Raw genomic sequence first — 24,559 nt, 5'->3', positions numbered from 1 at the left:
ATAAATCCCTTGTTGTTGCATTAATAGCGTGACATTATCCGCGCGATTTTTTCTCTGTTCTTATCTATAGGCAATTGGAATGTCCATGCGTAGTCAATATATTGATAGTTATTACCAAGCAACAATTAATGCATTACCTGAGCAACCAGCACTCGAACAACAGATAGAAGCTGATGTGTGTATTATTGGTGGGGGTATGACAGGTTTGAATGCTGCCATCGAATTACGTCAGAAAGGTTTTTCGGTTGTCGTTCTTGAATCTCAGCGTTTAGCATGGGGGGGATCTGGCCGTAATGGTGGGCAGTGTCTCGTTGGTTACTGTTTGGGGCTGCGTGAAGTCGATGAGACCTATGGCCCTGAATGGGGAAAACAATTATGGGATCTCTCTTGTGAGGCGGTTGATATTGCACGCGAGCGTATTGAAACATTCAACATCGACTGTGATTTTCAACAAGGCTATATCGAGCTGGCATTGAAAAAGAGCCAAGAAGAAGAATTAAAATCTTGGTATGACTTAAAGCAGACTCGTTATGATTACCCAAGTGCAAGCTGGTGGGAAAACGAACAAATTCAGCAAGTAGCGCATACCGATCGTTACCTTGGTGGGTTGTTTGATTCAAACAGCGCACATATGCACCCATTAAATTACACCTTAGGTTTAGCCAGTGCTGCAATGTCATTAGGTGCTTCGGTATTTGAAAATACCCCTGCGACTAAAATTGAAAAAGGCAATCCACATATTATTCATACCCCAAAAGGTCGTGTAAAAGCGAAACAAGTGTTATTGGCGTGTAATGCATATTTAGACGGGTTAAACCGTAAAGCACAAAGTGTCGTTTTGCCCGTTGCTTCTTATATTGCAGTAACAGAGCAATTAGGTGATCGTCAGCCTATTTCCAATATGATGGCAATGTCAGACTTAAATAACAGTCTTGATTATTACCGTCCGACACCTGATGGGCGTATTTTATTTGGCGGTGTAAATCACCCATTTAATGGTGAATACAGTGATTCAGCGGAGCGTCTACGTCAACGTATGATCACGGTATTCCCACAGCTAAAAGATGTGAAAATGGAGTACCACTGGGGCGGCTTATTTGCGGTCACTCGTTCTTACATGCCTCAAATTGATCACTTGGGGAATGATATTTATGTTGCTCATGGATACACTGGTCATGGCGTTGGTTTAACCAATATTGCAGGTAAAGTCATAGCAGAAGCAATGTCTGGTACAGCAGAGCGTTTTGATGTGTTTGCTAAGATCAAGCATGGCTGGATCCCAACACCTGAAGTGCTACGCAAGCCAGCATTAGCAATGGCGATTTGGAAAGCGAGAATTGAAGATTCGTTAGGAAAATAGCTGAAATTTACGGTGTAAACTGCATTATGTGCAAATAATTTTATTTTCTTACCGAACTATGACGACTTTTATGCAAAAAAAGTTACAATGACCTCTTACTTTCTAGTGAACAGGAAATATCATGATTGAACGTTTGGAAACGGGTGCTCGAATGAGCCGTATTGTAAAACATAACGGAACTATTTATCTGTGTGGTCAAGTTTGTGCTGATGCAACAAAAGATATTACAGAGCAAACACAGACAATGCTGGATAAAGTTGAAGCGTTATTACTACAAGCGGGAAGTGATAAAGAGCATATGCTTTCTGCAACGATTTATATTAAAGATATGAGTATGTTCGCAGAAATGAATGCAGTATGGGATAACTGGGTTCCTGAAGGTCATGCACCTGCGCGTGCTTGTGTGGAAGCGAGCATGGCACGTGATGCTTTATTGGTTGAAATATCAGTAGTTGCAGCTGAAAAATAAGATTATATAAAGATAGGGCGTTTTAGATTATAAACATCCTAATTAGGCTCAATAAAATGGCATCAGTGATGGCAATATTGAGCCTTTTTTATGTCTACTGCTAGCTCAGTAACTGTTCTAATGTTATTGGTGAAGAGGCAAGCCCTAATCGTTGCGCAGGAGTTAATCTGTATTTATCTTGGCGACAAAGGTTATGCCAAGCACGATAAATATCAAGCAAGGGTATTAATCCTGCTGGGCGAAGTTTACGTCTTGGTTCGTTGATCAGCTGGCTAAATTGGTCTTGAAAACGGTTTTGATAAGCTGAAATTGCACGATATGTTGCGTGTTCTAGCCATTGTTTATCTTTTGAGGTTTCTCCACCAAGATGGCAGATCCCTTTACTTGCGTTCTCTAAATGAGTAAAAGCCCACCTATCTTGCCACCAACCTAGTAGGACAATATCGACATTTTCAGGTTTATCGCCGTGTAGCCATTGTTCATCTTCAAGAACATAAACAGGATCAATTCGTTTCTTTTTAATATGATCAATAAAAACTGAAATACAGGCAGAGCGAAGTAGTGTTTCTTGAGGCATAAAAACCGCAAGATAGTCGCTATGTTGGAACATTTGCTTTAAATAAAGGTAGTGGCTATATACGGTGTATTGAGGGTGGATCAATGTTCCTTTTGTTGGGTAATTAATGAGCCTGCCATCAGTCAATGGATTTTCCATATTGGATCGACTAAAAATTTTCCTATAGGTTGTATCTACTCGCGCTAATATTCCTTGCGGGATAAATGTTTCTGTCAGCGTTTGATGTGGTGTAGAGAGCGCCATATAGCGAGCGTTATCTTGATAAGCATCATGGTGCTCTTGTGTTGATTCCACGGTTTCTTGTTGATAATTAATATGCTGAGCAACAACATACCCTGACTGCGCTTCTGCACTGGCAACCCATAGTACACCGTTCATACTTTTCTCTTGCAACGCTTTTATATTGGAAGCCAGTTGTACTTTATGTTGGTGCTTAAACAAGCGTTCATCAAACAGAGCAAGTTGGCGGCGACACCTTGCTGCGATGTGGTTTAATTGATCATAAAATGTTTTTGGATTTATCTCTAAGCGACGACAAATATCTCGCACGGGATAACCAGTAAATAATAACCCTAAGAGTTTTTGTTGTATAAGATGTTTATTATTACTACCAGACCAACGATCAACAAATGTTTGGTCGCATGCTTTACAACGATAACGTTGCCTGTCACCACTAAAGCCAAATGCGTGATATAAATGTCTATGTGTTAATGCTGAAAACACGTTATTTTCACAGGCGTTATTTGTGCATTTAGGAAGATCGCCGCTTTGTTGGGTTTGGTAACGTAGCGCTTCTTCTACAATATCTTGGTTATTCAATAAAGGAGGAAAAGCACCACATTCACGGCATACCAATATCGGACGATTTTTGTTTGCCTGTTGTAGCACATAGTCATTTGGATTATGTGAACCAAAGTTCTTACAACTCAATGTCTTACAGTGATTAAACTGATGGCCATTAAAAGCCAAAGGTAACTGCTCAATGGGGTTTGCTGTTGTAAGAGATGTCGACATAATCAAACCTTATTTTTGAGGGGTCTTAACAATGAGTATAAATATATTATCAAGGTTGTTACTAAGCAGGCGTGGGATTTGTGAGAAGGGGCTGAGTAAATAGTACTCAGCACTGTCAGAGAACAATACGTTTCAATAATATGTTACCTATGATTGTGTAAGACGCCACATTTTACATTATCGAGCTGGTTTCTATTAATTGAAGGTATTGATTAAACTAACATCCCTTTAGTTTTTATCTTTGTATAGAAATAAGCGGTCAACATATCGGGGAAGAATGCCTCCCGCTTATGGAGTATTTATAACGAAATTGCTGTTTCTAGTGCGATATTCATCATTTCATTAAATGACGTTTGACGATCTTCTGCACTGAGCTTTTCACCACGTTTGATATGATCAGAAACCGTTAAAATAGTCAGTGCTTTTGCACCTAACTCTGCAGCAACGCCGTAAATACCAGCGGCCTCCATATCTACGCCAAGGATACCGAGCTTTTCCATTTTATCGAAAAGATCGCTTTCTGGACTGTAGAATAAATCAGCAGAGAAAACATTACCGACACGAACAGGTACTTTCTGTGCTCGTGCTTGATTGACAGCAGTTTCTAATAAGTGATAATCCGCAATTGCTGCAAAGTCATGATCTGAGAAGCGAATACGGTTAACTTTCGAATCTGTTGAGGCGCCCATACCGATGATCACATCCATCAGTTTTACATCATCATGGACAGCGCCACAGCTACCAATACGGATAATATTTTTAACACCAAAGTCTTTAATTAATTCGTGGACATAAATAGAGCATGAAGGGATACCCATACCATGCCCCATAACTGAAATACGTTGACCTTTATAGGTACCAGTGTAGCCATACATACTACGTACATCACAAACACGCTTAACATCATCTAGGTAAGTTTCAGCAATATACTGAGCACGTAGAGGATCACCAGGCATTAGTACTGTTTCTGCAAAATCGCCAAGCTCTGCGTTAATATGTGGGGTAGCCATATATTGCTCCTAGATTTTAATAATTAACAAAGGTTATTGTTGCGTTTCAATGGAAGCAGTTTATGAGAGCAGGATGATTATTCTCGCGATCAATATCACATAATTTAGGCTGTTTTAGATAAAATAGTAAGTTGTTTACTAATTCTGTTGAAAAAGAGAGGGTGGACTTCTTTTTTGATAGTTGATTACGCAAATTTTGCCGTAAGAAAACCCAAATGATTATGATGCATGGCTATTTTGATCACTTTTGTTTTTAGGTAAAATGAATCAATATAATTAAAGCGAGCATAATTGATGTATAACCTTACGTTACTGTCTGATGGTGAAAGAACACGTATTGAATTAGATAAGCAGGCAGCTTATACCGTATGGAAAGTAAAAAACGGTAAGGTTGGCTATGAGGCATTTGCTGAACTTATTAACAATATTGACGATGATGATGAGCGAGATTTCTGTGAGAAATCAGTGACCAAATATAAACATCAAATGGGTGTTAATTAACGGTTCAGCATTACTTTTATCGGAATTTGGCTACTGCAATGGTAGCCGTTTGTTTACCTTTCGCGAAAATTCTCCTTTTTAAGAAAAGAATAATATATTCTCAGATATGCTTTAAAGACTACCTTTTTATCGTGAGACAAAAGATGAAAAACATAGTCTTAATTTGTGATATTGATGTAAAAAAAGGTAGTAGTTTTTTGGATTTTTTAATTCAGCTACCGGATTCAAACAAACACTTCATTTTATTCGCACGATCTATTTCAGATGACGCTTATTCTGTCTTAAAATCAAAAAACTATACCTATTCCGCTTTTGCAAATTCCGCCCAATTATTTGCTTTACTACTACGTTATCGTCCTCATCTTATCCATTTCCATTTTTATGGTATTGGTCACCTTTATACATTTATTGCCCGCATTTTTTGTTCGAAAGTTGTGCTTACCATGCATAATTCACCACCAAAACACGTTGAGATAACAGGATGGCGTCGATGGAAGCAATGGGTTCTTGGTATGCCAATTACTCGTCTTTGTGCGATTTCACCTTTTATTCAGCGATGGTTAGAAGCGTTTATGCCCTCTGAAAAAATAGTGCTGATTAATAATGGTATAAATTTATCGCGATTTAACTATAAAAAATTACCGCCAATTACGAATAAATTACGTTGTTTTTATATCGGAAGTTTGAGTGCAGAAAAAGGAATCCACTACTTATTAGATCTCTTTTCTCAACCAGAATTAGCAACGATTGCACAATTAGATATTTATGGGGATGGAGAACTGTCTGAGCAGGTGAAGCTCACAGCCTATCGAGAAAATTCGATTTATTACCATGGGCGTTCAGCAAAAATTGAGCAGGATTTACAACACGCACATATTGTATTAATGCCATCTTGTTGGCAGGAAGCTTTCGGATATGTCGCCGTTGAAGCAATGGCAGTAGGGCGACCAGTTATCGCTGAACCTATCGGTGGGCTTGCCGAGATTTTTACCGATAAACAGCAGGGTTGGTATGTGTGTTTTGAACAAAGAGATCAGGTACAAAAATTGCTTCAGTTTCTTTATAGCCAAAATAAATTGCTTGAATGTGTTGGTTTAGCTGCGAGAAGAAAGGTAGAACAAAAATATGATATCGCAATACAAATCGCCCAAACTCACGCATTGTATTCATCTTTGATTGGACAATAAAGTGCTTTAAATAAGTCGTAAAGGTGGTGATTAATGTTAATAACGCATCGAATTCGTGCTTATATCAAACAACAAAACACGCCATTAAGCCGATTGTTATACCGAGTTTCAAAATGGTTCGTTTATGGTCAACTGCCTGATTTAGCATGGATATATCGGCCTATTTATGTTCTTTATCGATTAGCGAGTTTCACTTTCCAACGCTTATTGAACATTTTTCTATATCTTCCTATGTTACAGGCACGGTTAGAACATTACAGCCCTGGGTTGAGTTTAGAAAATGGCTTCCCTTTAATTCAAGGGCCGATAAAAATTTATATTGGTAATAATACTTGTCTAAACGGAGCCCTGAGTATTCACGGCCATCCTGATAGTGGTTGTTGCGAAATAAGAATAGGTGAAAATTGCTATATTGGTTGGCAAACCGGAATTTCAGTTGGAAGGAAAGTACTTATCGGCGATAACGTTATGATTGCAGGAAGAACGAGCATTAATGCTCATAGCGGTCATAGCCCGGGTTTAGACAGGTATGAACCGCCAGTAATGGCTGATTTAGTGATTGAAGACGATGTATGGATCTGTACTGGTGTCAATATTGTAAAGCCTGTCACTATTGGACGTGGCTCAGTTGTTGCTTCTGGATGTGTCGTCACTAAAGATGTGCCGCCAAATGTATTGTTTGCAGGTAATCCTGGCAAAGTCATTAGGATGTTAAGGGGGAATGAATGAATATATTTTATTTTAGTTACTTTTCCCCACCGTTATTAAATGTTGGTGCAAACAGAAGTCGACGATTTAGTGAGTCTTTAACGCGTTTAGGACATCGAGTGGTGGTCTTTCGTGAAGCCCGAGATCATCGGTTTGCTAATGTTGATAATAAAAATAAGATAGAACTTCTCGCAGATATCGTTCCTGTATCTTCATGGAATATTGATTGGTGTTGGAAATGGCCAACAATTATTCACAAACAATGTTATCGTTTAAGACATTGGCGCTCACCAGAAAGAGATGGTGATATTGCTAAAAAGTATTGGTTGATTGATATGCATTGGGGCTGGATATTCCCTGCTCTTTATAAAGCATGGCAAAAAAGTAAATCGATTAAACCGGATGTGATTGTTGTTTCTTGCCCTCCTTTTAGTAGCGCTTTAATTGGTAGGCTGCTCTCAAAATGGCTCAATGTTCCTTTGGTGTTAGATTTTCGTGATGCGTGGTCGCAAGCGAGTTATTTTTCCGATGAAAATGACGTTAAATCTGAACAAAAAATAATGCAGCAAGCGAGTGCTTTAATAGTGACGTCGATGGCTGATTATCACACTTATCAATCTTTATACCCCCAACATAGTGTTCGTTATATCCCTAATAGTTATGATCAAATCCTTGATCATGTTTCCGATAATCATAAGGTGTTGACCCTTGGTTATAGCGGGACATGGGATGGTTTTAGGCGCAGCGCAAAAGGCCTATTTAAGCAATTAGCACAGTGTGATTTTCCTATTCGCCTTATCAATGTAGGTGATGTTCAAGATGAAATGATGCAGTTGATACGCGAGTATAAATTAACCGATAAGGTTGTAATGATAGGTGCTCAACCAAAAGAAAAGTTACACGATATTTTATCGCAATGTGATGTGTTATTTATTCAAAAAGGTAAACCAGATAAAGGTAAAGCGGATACGCATTTAGCGACTAAAGCGATAGATTATGTGGCAAGTGGCAAGCCGATTTTAGCCGAATTACCCGATGGTGAAACATCAGATTTTTTAAGACGACACGCCACACAACTTTATGAAGTGTCAATAGAAGAGCCAGCGATCTATTTAGATCAACTAAGACATTTATATCAATTGTTTGAGCGTAATAAATTAAGCGTAAAAAAACCGTCTTCTGATTTTTACTACCAGTATGGTTGTGAAAAATTAGCGTCTGACTTTATTCAGGTATTAACAGATGTCACAACTTCTAGCTTTACTGAGCGAGTTAAAACATAACGGTGCTGTTGTACTACCGGAATGTATTACAAAAGATGAATTAGTTAAAATGCAAAGGATCTTTCAATCTCAATTGGAGCGCCCTGCTTTTAACTCATGGACAGGGTATGCGCAAACGGATAGAAAACGATTAATGGTCGAACAACTATTAACATTAGATTCTCATTTTTGCCAACTGCCCTTAATGCCATTAATTAATAGTCTTATTGTTGAATATTTAGGGAAAGATGTTTGTTTGCAAGAAGCGAAAGGCTGGCAAAGTCTTCCGTTTAAAGACAATTTTCATCCACTACATCGTGATGAATGGTATTGCACTGAATATTATCAATCTAAGTCTATTCCAAGATCATTAAAATTAGCTTGTTATCTTGATGATGTAGAGTCAGGAGCATTTGCGTTTGTTGCTGGTTCTCATCGGCATCAGTATCAGGGGCAAGTAGGGGAGTTGCACCATCAAAAAACTGAAGATTATGAATTAAAAAGAGTAATTGGTAAGGCTGGAACGCTCTTTTTGTTTGATCCAGAGTGTTTACATCAACAAAGTTATCCAAATTTGACAGCAAGAAATGCGCTGTTTTATCACTTTTTTTCTCCTTCTGTGGTGTTGTCAAATAATTTCACGCAGTGGGGGCGCTTTCAACGTTTGTTGATAGAATCAAGCTTTTTATCGGGACTAAATCATCAGCAATTGGCTTTCCTTGGCTGTTCTCGGCAACCTTGCAATGATATTCCGGATATACAGCATTTTTTGAGCTTAACTAAGCCGTTGAATATAGCAGTGCGTTCTTTGAACGAAGCGCACTTTTTGTTCGAGAAAATCAAAGCGAGATTCTTTGGTAGATAGAGTTAATGGTGGTGAGTCATCTCTTTCGATTATTTTTGTTATTAAATAATGCTTAAATAACAAATAACGTTGTTTTGATAAGCGATTTTTTCATATTATAGTCCATTATATTGATGAAAATACGATCAGTAATCAATGAAACGAGTAGTTGCTGTATTTACCTATTCTTCTTGGTTATAGGGTAGTAAAGGTGTGGTTACAGTATTGCAAGTATGTATGGATATTGTCGAATAGTAATGAATTCAGTTATACAAATATCACAATTAATCGATATTAAACAACACATTAATTACAAAAAAACATTATATATGACGATAAAATGAAACTTAGAACATTATCTATCGAGTAAGAATGCTTATTGGATAGTTATTTAGTATCATTATCGTAGTAATTGATTTAATGGTGAACAACGTGAAAACAACAGATTTTTCGGCAGTAGATGATGATAACGGTGATGTTATGCTTTCAATGCGTGCAGAGCAGCGATCTCAATCTACAAAAAAGTCGTCGTTAACTGCAAAATCATCGAGTCAAGCAGGGGTAGCAACGAGATCTAAACGTTTAACGGATTGTCCTGCTTGTGAAGGTATTGTGTCTCGTCGTGCACATTTTTGTCCTCACTGTGGTGAGCCTGATCCTTCTCGTCATATGCAGCGCTCTAAATGGGTATCGCGATTGATTTGGACTGCAATTATTGCGGCGGGTTGCTGGTATGCCTATGACCAATTAATGCCATGGGTTATTGAACGTCTGAAGTGATTTTTTAGAAAATTTATAAAAAAACCGACACGAATGTCGGTTTTTTTTTATCTGTAGCATTTGATTAACTAAGTTTGTGATAAGGTAATTTCTTCAATTAGTTAAAACCAAATGTCATACCAGCAGCAACGCCCACATTATGATTAGAGTTATATGATGTATCTAACGTCATAATAGTATCAGGCGAGGTATTAATTTTAGCGGCTAATGCAATAGCATCTTGATCGCCATAGTAACCAAGTCCCATACCAATATTATATTTGCGGTTTGGTTTAACTGTGATAGCTGCCATTGCCATAGCAGATGCAACTCCCGCATCTTCTCTATGTTGTAAACCTTCTAATTTCTCATTAAAAGTATTTGAGAGTTGATTTATACGTTGATCTGTATAGTTATTAGCACTCTGCAATGTTTGCTGCGACTTTTCATCCGTATACTGTTTCGAACGGTTGTAATATTCGAGCACATGGCTGTTGGTGTAGTTCACAGACTCTTGATGTAACTGACTAATATTATTTGCATTTGTATGAATTTCTGTACTGTTTGTTGTAATGTTTTGGCTATTGTTACCTATAGCTATTTTGTTGTTGTTAACACCGACAGTATTTTGTTTTATGCCACTGCTGTTATCTGCTATTTCCGTTTTATTGGTCGTAATGGCTTGGCTATTGTTAGTGATATTATTGGCATTATTACTAATGCTCGTTTTGTTATTTGTAATTGATTGCGTATTTGAACGAATATTCGTCTCATTATTGGCAATTGAATTTTTATTAACATCAATAGCTTGTGTGTTTTGGTGGATATTAGCCGTATTGTTTTTTATATCACCAGCATTGTTTTTTATATCACTGGTATTGTTTTTAATGTTATTAGTGTTATTGCTAATATTTTCACTATTGTGGCTTATTTCACCTTGTAAGGCATCCTTTGCCTTAGTTAATTGGCTAACATTGACTGCGTCAGTAGCATTAATACCTGCGCTAACATTAGTAAGACGACGCGTTAGATCTGTATCTGTTACTTGTATTTTCCCGTTAACGATTTTTCGGTTGACGACTTCACCACCAAAGCTCACCGTATTCTTTTCTTCTGCTTTGCTGTTATTACCAATAGCAATACTGTTATTTGTCGCATACGCCTTAGTACCGATAGCAAGCCCATCATTAGCATAAGCCTGAGTACCAATAGCAACGCCATTATTAAGTGAGTTCGTGCTAGTACCAATAGACTCTGAATTATCTTTAGCGTGACTGTAATCGCCAACAGCAAGAGAATAATTACCAACGTTGACATTAGTGCCAAGTCCAACGTTATGTGAACCTGTAATAACAGGGGATGAGCCAACAACAGTATTATTATATTGATCATTTGGTAGCTGTGATTCTGTCTTATTTATAATAACATTACTACCTGATGTACTTGTAGCATCCTCTTGTACACTAGGTTGCGAGACAGACTGTGGTTGAGCTAAAGAGTTATTCTCCGTAGTTACTGCATGTACATTATACGCTACAAATAGCGGTATCGAGTAGAGTAGCTGTTTCATTTGACTATTCATTATTTTTAACCTATTAGTGATCATTTACTGAACAGTATAGTCAATAAAATGCCAGGTAAACATTTCGCGATGCAAAAATAGAAATCATTAATAGTGGTATATGCTTGAAAGACTTCAAAGTGTTTGTTTTAGAACCTGAAAGTTATCATTTATTCGAGCTGCCAATGAGCCTGTGATCTCTAGAAGAGTCACAGTAAAACAGCTCTATTACTGCTTTGAAGTCTCGTTTAGTTTTGAAATAAGCATCGTTTCTGTTGAAGAGTTAGTGTGATTTTCATGGCTGCTGAGCATGTTCCCTATCTTAACGAAAACAACACCTTCAATGATCATGGGTATATAAAGTCGCTATGAGTACATCGTCACTAATATTGTTATTAGTGACGATTTGAGGAAAGTAAGGATTAATGTGTTTTTTGCATACCACGAGTTTGATTCATGGTACGAGAACCTGCGGTACCATAGGTATTAATGTCGTATCGATTTGGTGAGTAACCAATACGCGAACGATAACGGCGATCAAGCTCTGATAAATTAATACCATAGTTTTGATTTAATTGTTTAATAACAACATTGATCTCTTTTTGAGAACTATTTTGATTACGTAAGTAGTAGTATAAGTTTTCAGCACGTTGTTGGTTCATTATAACCTCTCATAATGGCTACATAAGGATATTTAGTGGTGGTGCGAAACACCTGCTAAATTAATTACAGCAACACCTACTGCAATAATTGCCATCCCAATCCATACTTTAATATCGATGTGTTGTTTATAAATAACACTTGAAATGACTGTAACAAGTGCAATAGCAAGACCTGTCCACGAAGCATGGACAACACCTACTGGAATATTTTTCATTGCTTGAGCTAGAAAGAGAAAGGCAGTGATATGGCCGAGAATAACAACGGCACTTGGTAGTGGATTGGTAAAACTGTCTGTCGCTTTTAATGCGACATGTGATGTAGCCTCAGCCAAAACACCTAATAGAAGAAATAACCAACTCACAACCAAACTCCAATCTAATTCGTAAATGAGGTTGTATTATAATTGTTTCTGAAATAATGATAATTGCACGGTAATGAAAATTACTTTTACCAATGGGTAATAATTATTATTCCAAACAGGAATGCTGACGGTATAGCTAGGTTCTGCAGTAAACTATTAAGGACTTAAAACAGATAGGTAATTGTAGTGCTTCAAGATCGCGCCGGACAAATGACAATATTTCATACTCTTGTAAAAAGTGGCAATTTCACTATTGCTGCGCAAAAACTCGGGGTATCAACATCGCATGTAAGTAAACAGCTGGGTTTATTAGAAGCAGAGCTGCAGGTGAAATTAGTGCAGCGAACAACACGTAGCTTTACTTTGACCGATGAAGGTATTGAATACGCGAAATATTGTGAGCAGTTAGTCTCAGCGGTGTTAGATGCTGATGCGATGATGGCAAATATTCGTGATGAGGTATCAGGTACTTTACGCTTAGGCTTATCTCAATCTTTTGGCACAATGCATATTATCCCTGCAATAGAGCATCTTCGCCGACAATTTCCTGATCTTCATGTTGAAGTCAGCTTATTTGATCATCGTGCAAATATGGTCGATGAAGGGCTGGATTTATGGATCACCAATATCGAAAATATTCCTGAAGGTTACGTAGCGCAACGATTAGCGGATACCCGTTTTATTGTTGCGGCATCTCCTGAATATCTTATTCACCACCAAGCACCTAATCATCCTAGTGATTTGCAGGATCACAACTGTCTGGTTTATCAAAATAGACAAATAAATCACGGCACCTGGTCATTTTTACGCGATCAAGAAGGCTTATGTGTCACAGTATCAGGAAATTATCGGGTTGATTTAGCAGAAGCGGTTCGTGATGCATGTGTGTCTGGTTGGGGGATTGCCTATCTTGCAACGTATCTTTTAACGGATGAATTCAAAACCGGAAAGCTGATTCAATTACTTAATGATTGGGAAGCCAATCAGGGCATGCACTTTTATGCGGTGTACCCAAGCCGTAAGCATCTGCCTAAAAAGATCGTCGCTGCCATTAGTTTTTTTAAGCATTATATTGGTGAAACGCCGTATTGGGATGAAAATCTCTCAAATTATGTCAACCTGTAAGCATGCAGAGTAATCTTGCACCATTGCCACTATCGTAAAATTGGTTCTGTTATAAAGTCTTATCAACATACCAATAATGTTAAATACTGATCGAGGAGATAATGAAATGACAAAGTCTCATGGAATTAAAATCGAAATTGATAACAACGGTGATGAGTTTTTTGTTGAATTAAAAGCGACTGGTAAATTAACCCATCAAGATTATCAGCTAATTACACCTGAAATTGATGATGCATTAGCCGATGTCGATAAACCCATTGTTGATGTGTATTTTGATGGTACTGAGTGTGATGGTTGGGATATACATGCGGCTTGGGATGATCTAAAGCTAGGCTTAAAACATGGTAAGCAATTTCGTAAAGTAGCGTTATATGGCAATAAACATTGGCAAGAAGTTGGCGCAAAAGTAGGGAATTGGTTTTTATCCGGTGAAGTGCGTTATTTTGATAACTCAATCGATGCATTAAATTGGTTAAAAGAAGAATAATTGCAGCAAAATATTGTAAGTGGTGCGTAGAATATTGCCACCACTTATTACGGTGTTAATTTCATAGCAAGATCGAGTTTTGTTTTCGTTTCAGTATATAATCACATCACTATTGGAATGATGATAAGTTTTAGCCTTTCGTAGGCTTAACGCTTAAATACAATGAAACAGGATGAAACAGATCGGTTTATGAATAAGACATTGCTTGCGAGCGTATTACTTAGTGCTCTTTTTTCTTCAACAACTTTTGCCGCAGAAGAATTATCAACAGAAAATTCAGCTTATACCCCGAGTGAGCCGCTAGTTTTAGAGCCTGTGGTTGCCACACCTGAAAATGGCTTATCACCAATTGAAGATGAAGTGCCAAAATTTGATGACACAATGCACTATTTCGTAGGGTTAACAGGTGGAATGGCTGATATGAGCTTTTCTCTTGTTCATGCAACGTCTTCTTCAGATAAGGTGTCTGCACCTTCACCTGACGCAAGCGGTTTTGCTGGCGCTGATATCGGTTTTTATACTGCTGGTGGTAATGGAAGAATTTACTATAGTTACCAGAAAATGAGTGGTGAATCTGAGTTTGATAATAAAAAGATCGCCGATACTGACGTCACTCTTCATTTATTAAGTGCAGATTATATCTTCCGAGCAGATAAAGCGATTAACCCATTTGTGGGTGCGCATGTGGGTTATATGATTGCTGAAACAACCAGCGAAAAATATGGTTCTTATAAGCAATCAAACCCTGTGCTTGGTATTCAAGCGGGTGTTGCTTGGCGAATTTCTGACCATTTCACGACAGAAATTGGTGCCCGTCACACCGCGAGTCAACGTAAAGATCAGAATTATTGGTCTGGTTCAAAAGTTGATCCTACAGAAATCGTATATCCAAATACTCAATCTGATCTAAAGAGTATTACGACGTTCTACATCTCAGCGAACTACCGTTTCTAGTTCTTCTTAAAAGACGGGTATTAATGAGAGCAGTGATGATAATCATCGCTGCTTTTTTATATCTTGTATTTACTGATTTTGCTTGTTTACTCATTGCGTCAGCAGCGTATAATGCATTCCCCTAGAAACGACAACCATTATCAATAAGGACTTCACTTTGAAGCTATTTGTCAGAGATCTCACTGTAATTGATGCGTCATACCTATGTACCGATCGCGGTATGGTTGGCGAAAGTTGGATTCTTGATGTGGTGATGTCGGGCGAGTTAAATGAAATGAGCATGGTGCTTGATTTCAGTCGTGTTAAGAAACAGATCAAACAATTAGTTGATCAATATGTTGATCACCGTTTAATTGTGCCTGCTAAATCTCCAGCAATTCACACTGCCGCGACTAAAACGGGCTATGCGACAGTCGATCTTCTGCGAGAAGATAAAAGTATTCACTTACATTGTCCTGAGCAGGCTTTCTGCTTTATTGATGCAGAGACAGTAACGATTGAAAGCGTGACTGAGCATGTTTACCACGTGCTAAAAGACAATCTACCTAAGAATGTACAAGGTCTTGAAATAACACTTCGTCACGAAGCCATTCAAGGTGCTTTTTATCATTACAGTCACGGTTTGAAAAAACATGATGGTAACTGTCAACGCATTGCACACGGTCACCGTTCTCCGATTGAGCTTATTGTTAATGGCGAGCGCAATGCTGAACTAGAGAAGCAATGGGCGAAGCGTTGGCAAGATATTTACTTAGGCTCAGAAGAAGATGTATGCAGTGTCAACGAACTGAATTTAAGTGAGTGTGCCAAATCGGTATCGGATGAAACCCACTATGGTTTCCGCTACACCGCACCACAAGGTGAGTTTGAACTGGCGATTGCTCGTTCAGAAACAGAAATGTTAGCCACCGATACCACTGTTGAATTACTTGCCAGTTATATTGCTGAAAAGGTTAAACCAAGTTTATCTGCTGCTGATTGCCTTGATGTTGTTGCCTACGAAGGGGTAGGTAAAGGAGCCATGGCAACCTTGTAATCGCGTTACATTACGCAATAAAAAAGCCTAACTTACTGAGTATTACTATATTAAAAGTGATACTAGCAATGTTAGGCTTTTTTTGTGCCTAATTTTTCAGCGCTAAACATTAAAAAATGAGACTAACGCCACTTTTTATAGCTTAAGTCTCTAAAAAATCAATATTTTATTAGTAGACTGAAGGTAGACGTCGTAACGAGAGGGATCGATTATGTCAGTTAAACCTCTAACCAGTGACAAGCTGTATCGCGTATCAGCGCTAAACGGATTGAGTGATGAGTGTAAGTCAACCAAACACCTTACACCATTAGATGAAATAGTAGGACAAGAGCGAGCACAACAAGCGGTTGAGTTTGCGATGTCGATTAAGGAAAAAGGTTACAATATCTATGCGATAGGTCGTAATGGATTAGGTAAACGCACCATGGTGATGCGCTACTTAAATCGTCACGATCCTAATGGTAACGCCAATACATTGTATGACTGGTGTTATGTTTCAAACTTTGATGATACCCGTTGCCCTAAGGTGCTAAAGCTACCTGCAGGTCAAGGTAGTGCATTTAAAAAAGATATTGAACAGCTCATGAAGCGCTTAGTAAAAGCGTTTCCAATGGCATTTGATAATGAGCTTTATATTAGCCGAGCTGAAAAGTTAAAAACACAATTAGCGCAGAAACAAGAAAATGCGTTAATGACAATGAAAAAGGGCGCAGAAGAGCGAGGTGTTGGCTTAACCATTACTACCCAAGGTGATTATCAGCTGGTGGCGATGAATGGTGAAGAGCCGCATACCGAAGATTCATTTGCTGAATTAAGTGATAAAGAACAACAAACGTTTGAAGAGACGATCAATGATCTTGAAGTTGAGCTGCGTGGTATTGTTCGTCAGTTAACGGAATGGGAAGAAAAGTACTCGGATAAGCAGCAAAAGCTTGATGAGGATATTGCCAAAGATGTGACTGCGCATTGCATTAAAGATCTGAAAGCGAAATACAGTAAGCTGCCTGAGATTAAAGCTTACTTATCAGCAATGTATAACGATATTCTAGAAAATATTGATATTTTCTTAGAAGAAAGTGAAGAGCAAGTCGCATTAGCTTATGCATCGTTAGACAAGAAAATGCCGCGACGTTACCAAATCAATGTACTTGTTCATCAAGATGTTGATCGTAAGTTTCCTATCGAGGTTGAAGAGAGCCCAAACTACCACTCTATTTTTGGCTATGTTGAAAATGCGACGTTCAAAGGAACCGTCTTTACTGATTTCTCTTTGATCCGTGCAGGTAGTTTACACCGCGCTAATGGTGGCGTGTTAATGATGGATGCGGTAAAAGTTTTAGAGCGCCCTTATGTTTGGGATGGTTTAAAACGTGCACTGCGTGCGCAAAAGTTGAATTTAAGTTCACTTGAGCGAGAAGTGACATTGTCTGGCACCATTTCATTAGAGCCAGAGCCGATCCCATTGAATGTAAAATTGATTTTGTTTGGTGATTATCAAACCTATCAGTTACTACAACATTACGATCCAGAGTTTAAAGAGCTATTTCGTGTCACAGCAGATTTTGAAGATGATATGCCGCGAACAGATACCTCTGAAGAGCAATATGCTCGCTTTATTGCCAGTATCGTTCATGATGGCGATATGCTCCATTGTGATCGAAAAGCGATAGCAAGGATCATTGAATACAGCTCTCGCCAAGCGGATGATCAGCATAAGCTGTCATTACATTCTGCTGATATTGCGAACTTACTACGTGAGACTAATTACGTTGCGAAATCATCTAACGCGACCATGATCCGCAGTAGCCATGTTGAGCAGGCATTACAAAATCAAGAGCAGCGTGTGAGTCGCTTAAAAGATCATGTGATGCAAAGCTTTGTTACAGGGACGACTCTCATCGATGTTGATCATCAAGCCATCGGACAGGTTAATGCATTATCTGTGATAGCAACGTCTGATTATCGATTTGGGGCACCAAGCCGAATAACTGCAACTACAGCGTACGGTAGTGGTGAAGTATTTGATATTGAACGTAGTGCTGAACTGGGCGGAAGTATTCACTCGAAAGGTGTGATGATTCTCTCGGCATATCTAGCATCAGTATTTGGTAAAACAGCGAAGATCCCATTAACAACACATCTTACCTTTGAGCAATCTTACGGTGGTGTAGATGGGGACAGTGCATCAATGGCCGAAGTATGTGCGATTGTTTCTGCTTTCTCTGGTTTACCGCTACGTCAGGATATCGCCATCACAGGTTCGATGAACCAATTTGGTGAAGCGCAGCCGATTGGCGGGGTGAATGAGAAGATTGAAGGTTTCTTTGATGTGTGTGCGATCAAAGGAAGAACCGCTAATCAAGGGGTGATCATTCCACAATCTAACGTACATAACTTAATGCTACGCAAAGATATTGTAGAAGCAGTAGAAAAAGGTGAGTTCCATATTTGGGCGATTGACCATGTTTCTCAAGCCATTGAGATCTTCACCGGTAAACAAACGGGGACTGATGCAGAGCAAGGCATATATCCAAATGATACTGTCTTTGGTATTGCGCAAACTAAGTTAAATGCATTAAGGCGATAATTACTTTATCTCTTGTTGCCGTTTATCAATGTAAAATAAAAGCCGCATATATTGACTCTGTTGAGTTGAACATATGCGGCTTTTTTATCGTGATAAATCACGTTTGATTATTTTTGCGGCTCCAATTTGAGTTTTTCACAATGTTCATTCACTTCATCGAAATGACGTAGTGTCTTTTCACTCGGTTGTTCACCTTTAAGGCTGACAATAACCAGTGCTGCTGATGATAAAATAAAGGCGGGTATGATTTCATAGACGCTAAATAAGGTTGAGTTCGGCCAAGCAGCATGTGCAGCTATCCAAGCAATAACGACTCCTGCACCAACAACCATACATGCGATAGCACCGTGGGCACTACAACGACGCCAAAATAGCGAGAATAATACAACAGGTCCAAACGCAGCACCCATGCCAGCCCAAGCGTGTCCAACAATAGATAAAATCGTGCTTTGTGGGTTACTAGCAAAAATCATCGCGACTAACGAAACAGCAACAACAGATAAACGTCCAAGGACAACTTGTGATTTCTCGCTCAGTTTGATGCTGAAAAAGTGAGTGATATCTTCTGTTATCGCACTCGATGAGGCTAATAACTGAGCCGCAACAGAACTCATTACGGCAGACAATACAGCGGCAATAAGGATTGCAGCGATCCATGTTGGGAATAAGCCTTTCGCAAGCTCTAAGAATATCATTTCATTATCAAAGTGATGAGCGGTGCCAGAGTAGTACATTGCGCCAGTAATACCAACTGCAAATGCGCCAACTAAAGAGACAATCATCCAACTCATACAAATTTTACGAGCAATACTCATACCTTTGACATCCCCAATTGCCATAAAGCGAACAAGAATGTGTGGTTGCCCAAAGTAACCTAATCCCCATGCCAGTAATGAGAACACGCCAATAGCGCTCGTATTTTCACTAATAACGGAAAAATAATGGGTCGGTAATACATCAGGTGCAATGGCTGGATCCAGGTTATACCAAGTTACGACTGGCGTAATGATGAGTGCAAAGAACATCAATGAACCTTGGAAAAAATCGACCCAGTTAACGGCTAAGAATCCACCTATCGCGGTATAAACCATTAAGAATATGGCTCCAATCCAAACTGCGGTAGTGTAAGGAATATCAAATAAAGTTTGAATTAAGAAAGCACCACTAACAAAACCCGCAGCAGCATAAAGAGTAAAGAACGTGAGTATAACGACAGCAGTCATAAAGCGAAGGGTGCGGTTACCACTACCAAATCGCGTATCAAAATAAGAGGGAATAGTTATCGCATCGCCGACGTTTTCGGTATAAATACGTAACTTTTTTGCTACAAAGCGCCAGTTTAACCATGCACCAATGGTTAAACCAATAGGTAACCAAATTTGATCTAAGCCTGAAACAAAAACTGCACCGGGAAGGCCGAGTAATAGCCAACCACTCATATCAGATGCACCAGCCCCGAGTGCAGTCACACCAGGGCTTAAACTACGACCACCAAGAACATAATCTGAATTACCTTCCGTCTTTCTTGCTGCGAAAATACCTATAGCAAAAATAATGCAAAAATAGATCGCGAGAACGACATAATAAGTAAACATTGAATTTCCTGTATTGCTTTACCTGTAAAGCCAGCCAATTAATTGGTTTGGGTGTTAGGAGTACAAGTACATTTATTTTTTGTTTTATTTAGATAGCTCAGAAATAATTATTTCATAGTTTTAGAATCTGACTAACCCGTATAGACACTGTAATAAAGTGCTTCATTCTAAATAAAACATGAAGATTGCTCTGCTAAATAAAATACGGGTAAAAAATGTGTTATACAAATAAATAACCCCGTTTTGGTTATAAAGTGAACTATTTTGTGTAAGATTTTATAAAAGTATGTATAAATATGTATGGGTTTAAGGTGAAGGGGGTGATGATTGAAAATTATTCATCGTTATTATAATCGATTATTTATCTGTAGCATTGAGTATAAATAAACGAATAAGGTTGAATTTATTGATACCATTATTTTAGTTATTAAAACTATAACTAAAAACGATTGTTTTAATAGACATTAAATTTATTCCGCTAATTTAAAGGTATGCCTGTGGTTTATTTCCACAGACATTTTTTATGTAAAACTAACTTCAGCATTCGCAATAATTGTAGAAGAACAAGCAAGAATATAGCCTTGTTCGATTTCTTCTTTTGTTAGTGGCTAATTTTATGCTGACGGTATCGTCTGTTTCCTGCCATTTATCAATACAAATTAATAATAGGGAATGGCTGTTTGTCCAGTTAGCTAACATATATAAGCTCTTATAAGATAAAAACTCCCCTCATTTAGATATGGAGCAATGAGGGGGGATCAAAATGTTATGCGTTAAGGATCGTTTTTAGATCGTTTTCAACGGTTGTGATTGGGCGCATATCAAATTTATCTTGGATAATTGCAAGTAGGTTATCGGTCAAAAAGGCAGGGGCGGTTGGACCGGTATAAATTCCTTTAACACCTAGCGCAAATAGCGTTAGTAAAATCACAATGGCTTTTTGTTCAAACCAAGACAGTACCAGCGTGAGTGGTAGCTCATTGATGCCACAGTCGAACTCTTTAGCCAATGCCAAAGCAAGTTGAATAGCAGAATACGCATCATTGCACTGACCAACATCAAGCAGGCGAGGAATACCATTAATGTCACCAAATTGGTTTTTATTGAAGCGGTATTTGCCACATGCAAGCGTTAGCATTACCGAGTCTTCAGGCGCTTGAGCTGTAAAATCGGTGTAGTAACTGCGTTCCGACTTATCGCCGTCACAACCACCAACAAGGAAAAAGTGACTAATATTGCCTTTTTTTACTTCATCAAGCACAGCAGGCGCTGCACTCATAAGCGCATTGCGGCCAAAACCAATTGTGATCATGTGTTCGATTTCATTATGTTTGAAACCTTCTAATGCGAGTGCACAATCAATCACTTGGCTAAAATCATCACCGTCAATATGCTCAACGCCAGGCCAACCAACAATACTACGGGTAAATAAACGATCAGCATATTGACCGACATTCGGGTTAAGTAAGCAGTTTGACGTCATTACAATAGCACCAGGGAAGTTGGCAAACTCTTTTTGCTGATTTTGCCAAGCACTACCGAAGTTACCGACTAAATGTGGATATTTTTTTAGCTCTGGATAACTATGAGCAGGTAACATTTCGCCGTTTGTATAAACGTTAATAGCTTTCCCTTCTGTTTGCTGAAGGATTTTTTCTAAATCATGTAAATCATGACCAGAAACTAAAATACATTTACCTTGTACAGGTTTTACGTTTACTTGTGTTGGCTCAGGGTGACCAAAGGTGGTTGTTTCGCCGGTATCGAGCATTTCCATGATGGTGTAATTCATCAAGCCAATACGCATTGAGCAATCTAATAATTGATTAAGATCGGTAGGATCAGTACCTAACCACGCCATGATTTGATGGTATTCTGCGTAAACATCATCATTGGTTTGCCCTAAAACACGGGCATGCTCTAAATATGCCGCTGCACCTTTTAAGCCATACAAGCACAATAAACGTAGGCCAATCACATCTTCATCTAGGGTATCGTGACCACGGTTAACGGCAACTTGCGGAGCAATCGCCAGAATTTCAGCCGCTGATAGGGGTAATTCAAATTGAGCAACAGCAGGTAATACAGGTAAAGCTTCTGCTTGTAATGTTGAAGCGGTGATAACAAGATCTTTTAATTGAGCCTTATAACTTTGCGCTTGCTCTGCAAGTTCAATGACACGGGCAGGATCAAAGTTAACATTCGTTAGTGTGGCGAAAAATGCACGTGGTGCCCATTGATTAATTTCATCATTAATAATGTCAAAACGTTTAGCCAACTCTGCCCAATAAGATACCCCCTGTAGGGTATAAACAAGGACATCTTGTAGATCTGAAACTTCTGCTGTTTTACCACACATACCAGCGGCAAATGCGCAGCCTTTTACCTGTGGGGTTTGAATCGTTTGTTCACATTGAATACAGAACATGGAAAGTCTCCAGCATTAGTTTATATAGTTATAAATGACAAGATTGTCGTATTACTAATACTGATAGCACTAACTGTGCCATGTTTAAGTTGCTGAATTTTATTGGAAATTTTTATATGGTTACGTTATTGATGTAATAAAAACATCGATCTCTGTTGTTATTATTACATCAGATAATATTAGGTTTGATTAATGGATATTAAATTTTTTACCCATCCGGTAAAGATTGCCACGATCCATTTGCAAGAATTGTGCGGTTTTTGACCAGTTTTTATCCATTTTGTCATAACTATGGCTGATCAGATGCTTTTGATAATCTTCAACTAATTCACGCATCGGTTGTGATTGCTGTGGGAAAAGTGATGATGTGTTTTTTACATCATCGATTGTGGTGGTGTTATCAAAATAGTGCTCTGTGATTGTTTGCTCACCATGTTGAATTGCTCGTAATGCCGCACGCGTTAAGCTGTGTTCTAATTCTCGAATATTACCCGGCCATAATTGCTTCTCAAGTAGAGCAAGTGTTTTAGGGTGGATATGGAGATTGGGCACATTAAATTGTTGGCGTACTTTTTCTAATAAATAGCCTGCAAGCACAGGAATGTCGCTCAGTCGCTGGCGCAGTGGTGGGACAAATATTGGGAAGACATTAAGACGATGGTACAAATCGGCTCTAAAATTACCGTTTTCTATTTCCTGCTCTAAATGACGATTAGTAGCGGCAATAATGCGAACATCAACATGATGATGACGATCACTCCCGACACGTTGTACGTCACCTTGCTGTAATACGCGAAGTAATTTTGCTTGTAGCGACAGTGGTAATTCACCTATTTCATCTAAAAAAAGGGTACCACTGTCAGCAAGTTCAAATTTGCCGGCTCGATGGCTATTCGCGCCTGTAAATGCGCCTTTGACATGTCCAAATAACTCACTCTCTGCGAGGTTTTCTGGTAGTGCGGCACAATTTACATAGATCATAGCTTTATCTGCACGATGGGACTGAGCATGAATAGCGTGTGCGACAAGCTCTTTACCCGTACCTGTTTCACCACTGATCAACACAGCATAATTGGATTGGGCAACCGTTGATATATTGGTTTTGAGTGCATCCATCTCGGAGCTAAATCCAATCATCTCATTGTGTTGAGATCGTGCTTGTTGGATCAAGGTTTCATTGAGTGACTTTTGTTTTTTATTCTGTAATTTCAGTGCATTGAATTGGGCAATATTACGGACAGTAGCAGCAGCAAGAGCAGCAAATGTTTCTATCGCAAGGTTATCGATATCATCAAATGCACCCACCGCCAAAGAATCTAAGCTCAAAACCCCCACTAATTGTTCATCAACATACAAACTACACCCTAAGCAGTCGTGAACGTTTATTTCTGTATCAACATTAATTAATAAGCCATCAAACGGATCGGGAAGGGGTGAATCAGCGTCAAAGCGTACAGGTGTTTTACTCGCCATAATTTTAGCTAAGCGAGGGTGAGAGCTTGGTAAAAAACGTCGCCCTAATACGGCAGACGATAACCCTTTAACGGCGACAGGGGTAAGAAAACCGTGTTGATCAAGAACAAATAGAGCGCAAGCATCACAAGGAAAGACTTGTTCTACACCATCAATTAAAGATTGGTAATGATGATCACTGGCCAGTCGAGTACTGAGGTTAAGAGCAATATTCAGCAGTGCAGCGTCGATATTTGATTGCATAAATAGAATATCTATATGTCGTTTGATTATCTGTTGTCTTTATTACAACAAAATAGAGATCGTTAAGGCTTAATCTAGAACAACAAATTAGCTCATAAGATGTATTTTATATAAATGTTTATTTTTTGAACGGAATTGTCGATAGGGAAAAAGTTTTTTTAGTGACTATTTACGTGAAAAAAAACGCCAAAAAAATAATGAACTACCATTTGTAGTGATTGATTTGTGACGCTGATTTTGAATGGAAATCATCGTTTGGACTGTTAGCAGGAATAAAATCCATCTATTACTTATTTTTAAAAAAGCAATTTTTTATAATCAACTTATCTTACTGACGACAAATATTATCGAGTTT

21 protein-coding genes and 1 pseudogene are annotated in these 24,559 nt (G+C 38.6%); 13 read left to right on the top strand and 9 right to left on the bottom strand.

The genetic code is table 11. The features are described 5' to 3' along the window. Positions 1-85 precede the first annotated feature (85 nt). Together C9J46_RS05505 and C9J46_RS05500 are read left to right on the top strand one after the other, a co-directional pair. The gene (locus C9J46_RS05505) at positions 86-1,360 is read left to right on the top strand and encodes an NAD(P)/FAD-dependent oxidoreductase (RefSeq protein ID WP_369917484.1); all 1,275 of its coding nucleotides are present in this window, start codon (positions 86-88) and stop codon (positions 1,358-1,360) included. Between the two features lie 121 nt (positions 1,361-1,481). Continuing rightward, positions 1,482-1,829, top strand: a complete 348-nt coding sequence (locus C9J46_RS05500; RefSeq protein ID WP_005366374.1) for a RidA family protein — start codon at positions 1,482-1,484, stop codon at positions 1,827-1,829. A 100-nt stretch (positions 1,830-1,929) separates the two neighbouring features. Here the strand turns inward: C9J46_RS05500 and C9J46_RS05495 are convergent, their stop codons facing one another. After that, positions 1,930-3,420, bottom strand: coding sequence for a lactate dehydrogenase (locus C9J46_RS05495; RefSeq protein WP_107290642.1), 1,491 nt, complete (start codon positions 3,418-3,420; stop codon positions 1,930-1,932). A gap of 299 nt (positions 3,421-3,719) precedes the next feature. Further along, a complete protein-coding gene (gene deoD / locus C9J46_RS05490; protein ID WP_107206794.1) occupies positions 3,720-4,430 on the bottom strand; it encodes a purine-nucleoside phosphorylase in 711 nt (236 codons plus the stop codon). Between the two features lie 294 nt (positions 4,431-4,724). Between deoD and C9J46_RS05485 the strand changes: the two genes are divergently transcribed. The 6 genes from C9J46_RS05485 (at position 4,725) to C9J46_RS05460 (ending at position 9,712) form a co-directional block, all read left to right on the top strand. Continuing rightward, entirely contained in the window at positions 4,725-4,931 is a 207-nt protein-coding gene (locus C9J46_RS05485) for a DUF3283 family protein (RefSeq protein ID WP_045083072.1), read from the top strand. Between the two features lie 131 nt (positions 4,932-5,062). Beyond that, entirely contained in the window at positions 5,063-6,118 is a 1,056-nt protein-coding gene (locus tag C9J46_RS05480) for a glycosyltransferase family 4 protein (RefSeq protein WP_233217697.1), read from the top strand. Between the two features lie 33 nt (positions 6,119-6,151). Further along, a complete protein-coding gene (locus C9J46_RS05475) occupies positions 6,152-6,847 on the top strand; it encodes an acyltransferase (RefSeq protein WP_107206792.1) in 696 nt (231 codons plus the stop codon). Further along, a complete protein-coding gene (locus C9J46_RS05470) occupies positions 6,844-8,109 on the top strand; it encodes a glycosyltransferase (RefSeq protein ID WP_107261926.1) in 1,266 nt (421 codons plus the stop codon). The genes C9J46_RS05475 and C9J46_RS05470 overlap by 4 nt, the downstream gene beginning before the upstream one ends. Then, positions 8,069-8,953 (top strand): phytanoyl-CoA dioxygenase family protein, encoded by an 885-nt coding sequence (locus C9J46_RS05465; protein WP_107290640.1) that lies wholly within the window; start codon positions 8,069-8,071, stop codon positions 8,951-8,953. The genes C9J46_RS05470 and C9J46_RS05465 overlap by 41 nt, the downstream gene beginning before the upstream one ends. A 411-nt stretch (positions 8,954-9,364) precedes the next feature. Beyond that, positions 9,365-9,712: a hypothetical protein gene (locus tag C9J46_RS05460; RefSeq protein WP_233217695.1), complete on the top strand. Its 348-nt coding sequence runs from the start codon at positions 9,365-9,367 to the stop codon at positions 9,710-9,712. 97 nt (positions 9,713-9,809) lie between these two features. Here the strand turns inward: C9J46_RS05460 and C9J46_RS05455 are convergent, their stop codons facing one another. The 4 genes and pseudogenes from C9J46_RS05455 to C9J46_RS05440 all read right to left on the bottom strand — a co-directional run bounded on the left by C9J46_RS05455 (position 9,810) and on the right by C9J46_RS05440 (position 12,276). Beyond that, a complete protein-coding gene (locus tag C9J46_RS05455; RefSeq protein WP_158259300.1) occupies positions 9,810-11,273 on the bottom strand; it encodes a YadA-like family protein in 1,464 nt (487 codons plus the stop codon). Positions 11,274-11,387: 114 nt separating this feature from the next. Then, positions 11,388-11,529 (bottom strand): annotated as a pseudogene (locus tag C9J46_RS21745) (IS630 family transposase); the annotation flags it as partial. A gap of 145 nt (positions 11,530-11,674) precedes the next feature. Then, positions 11,675-11,914, bottom strand: a complete 240-nt coding sequence (locus C9J46_RS05445; RefSeq protein ID WP_107206787.1) for a hypothetical protein — start codon at positions 11,912-11,914, stop codon at positions 11,675-11,677. 32 nt (positions 11,915-11,946) lie between these two features. Then, entirely contained in the window at positions 11,947-12,276 is a 330-nt protein-coding gene (locus C9J46_RS05440) for a multidrug efflux SMR transporter (protein ID WP_107206786.1), read from the bottom strand. 186 nt (positions 12,277-12,462) lie between these two features. On the opposite strand from C9J46_RS05440, the gene C9J46_RS05435 reads away from it, so the two are divergent. The 5 genes from C9J46_RS05435 to C9J46_RS05415 all read left to right on the top strand — a co-directional run bounded on the left by C9J46_RS05435 (position 12,463) and on the right by C9J46_RS05415 (position 18,465). Beyond that, positions 12,463-13,401, top strand: a complete 939-nt coding sequence (locus C9J46_RS05435) for a LysR family transcriptional regulator (RefSeq protein WP_107290639.1) — start codon at positions 12,463-12,465, stop codon at positions 13,399-13,401. A gap of 106 nt (positions 13,402-13,507) precedes the next feature. Next, positions 13,508-13,888: an STAS/SEC14 domain-containing protein gene (locus tag C9J46_RS05430; RefSeq protein ID WP_045083064.1), complete on the top strand. Its 381-nt coding sequence runs from the start codon at positions 13,508-13,510 to the stop codon at positions 13,886-13,888. Positions 13,889-14,077: 189 nt separating this feature from the next. After that, positions 14,078-14,842 carry an outer membrane beta-barrel protein gene (locus tag C9J46_RS05425; RefSeq protein WP_233217693.1) on the top strand — a complete coding sequence of 255 codons (765 nt, stop codon included), beginning with the start codon at positions 14,078-14,080 and terminating at the stop codon, positions 14,840-14,842. Positions 14,843-14,999: 157 nt separating this feature from the next. Next, positions 15,000-15,878, top strand: a complete 879-nt coding sequence (locus tag C9J46_RS05420; RefSeq protein WP_107261936.1) for a 6-carboxytetrahydropterin synthase — start codon at positions 15,000-15,002, stop codon at positions 15,876-15,878. A gap of 211 nt (positions 15,879-16,089) precedes the next feature. After that, complete coding sequence (locus C9J46_RS05415) at positions 16,090-18,465, top strand: Lon protease family protein (protein ID WP_107206781.1); 2,376 nt, start codon at positions 16,090-16,092, stop codon at positions 18,463-18,465. Between the two features lie 107 nt (positions 18,466-18,572). Here C9J46_RS05415 and putP read toward each other — a convergent pair whose 3' ends face one another. The 3 genes from putP to norR form a co-directional block, all read right to left on the bottom strand. Next, positions 18,573-20,060, bottom strand: coding sequence for a sodium/proline symporter PutP (gene putP, locus C9J46_RS05410; RefSeq protein ID WP_107288086.1), 1,488 nt, complete (start codon positions 20,058-20,060; stop codon positions 18,573-18,575). 766 nt (positions 20,061-20,826) lie between these two features. Next, positions 20,827-22,488 carry a hydroxylamine reductase gene (hcp, locus tag C9J46_RS05400; protein WP_107290638.1) on the bottom strand — a complete coding sequence of 554 codons (1,662 nt, stop codon included), beginning with the start codon at positions 22,486-22,488 and terminating at the stop codon, positions 20,827-20,829. 189 nt (positions 22,489-22,677) lie between these two features. After that, on the bottom strand, positions 22,678-24,204 hold the full coding sequence (norR, locus tag C9J46_RS05395; protein WP_107246445.1) for a nitric oxide reductase transcriptional regulator NorR: 1,527 nt from the start codon (positions 24,202-24,204) through the stop codon (positions 22,678-22,680). Positions 24,205-24,559 lie beyond the last annotated feature (355 nt).

Source organism: Photobacterium sp. GB-36 (genome assembly GCF_003026135.1).
In the GTDB taxonomy this organism is placed as follows: domain Bacteria; phylum Pseudomonadota; class Gammaproteobacteria; order Enterobacterales; family Vibrionaceae; genus Photobacterium.
Note: the sequence above shows the minus strand (reverse complement) of the source record. Positions and strands in the feature narration are given on the sequence as shown.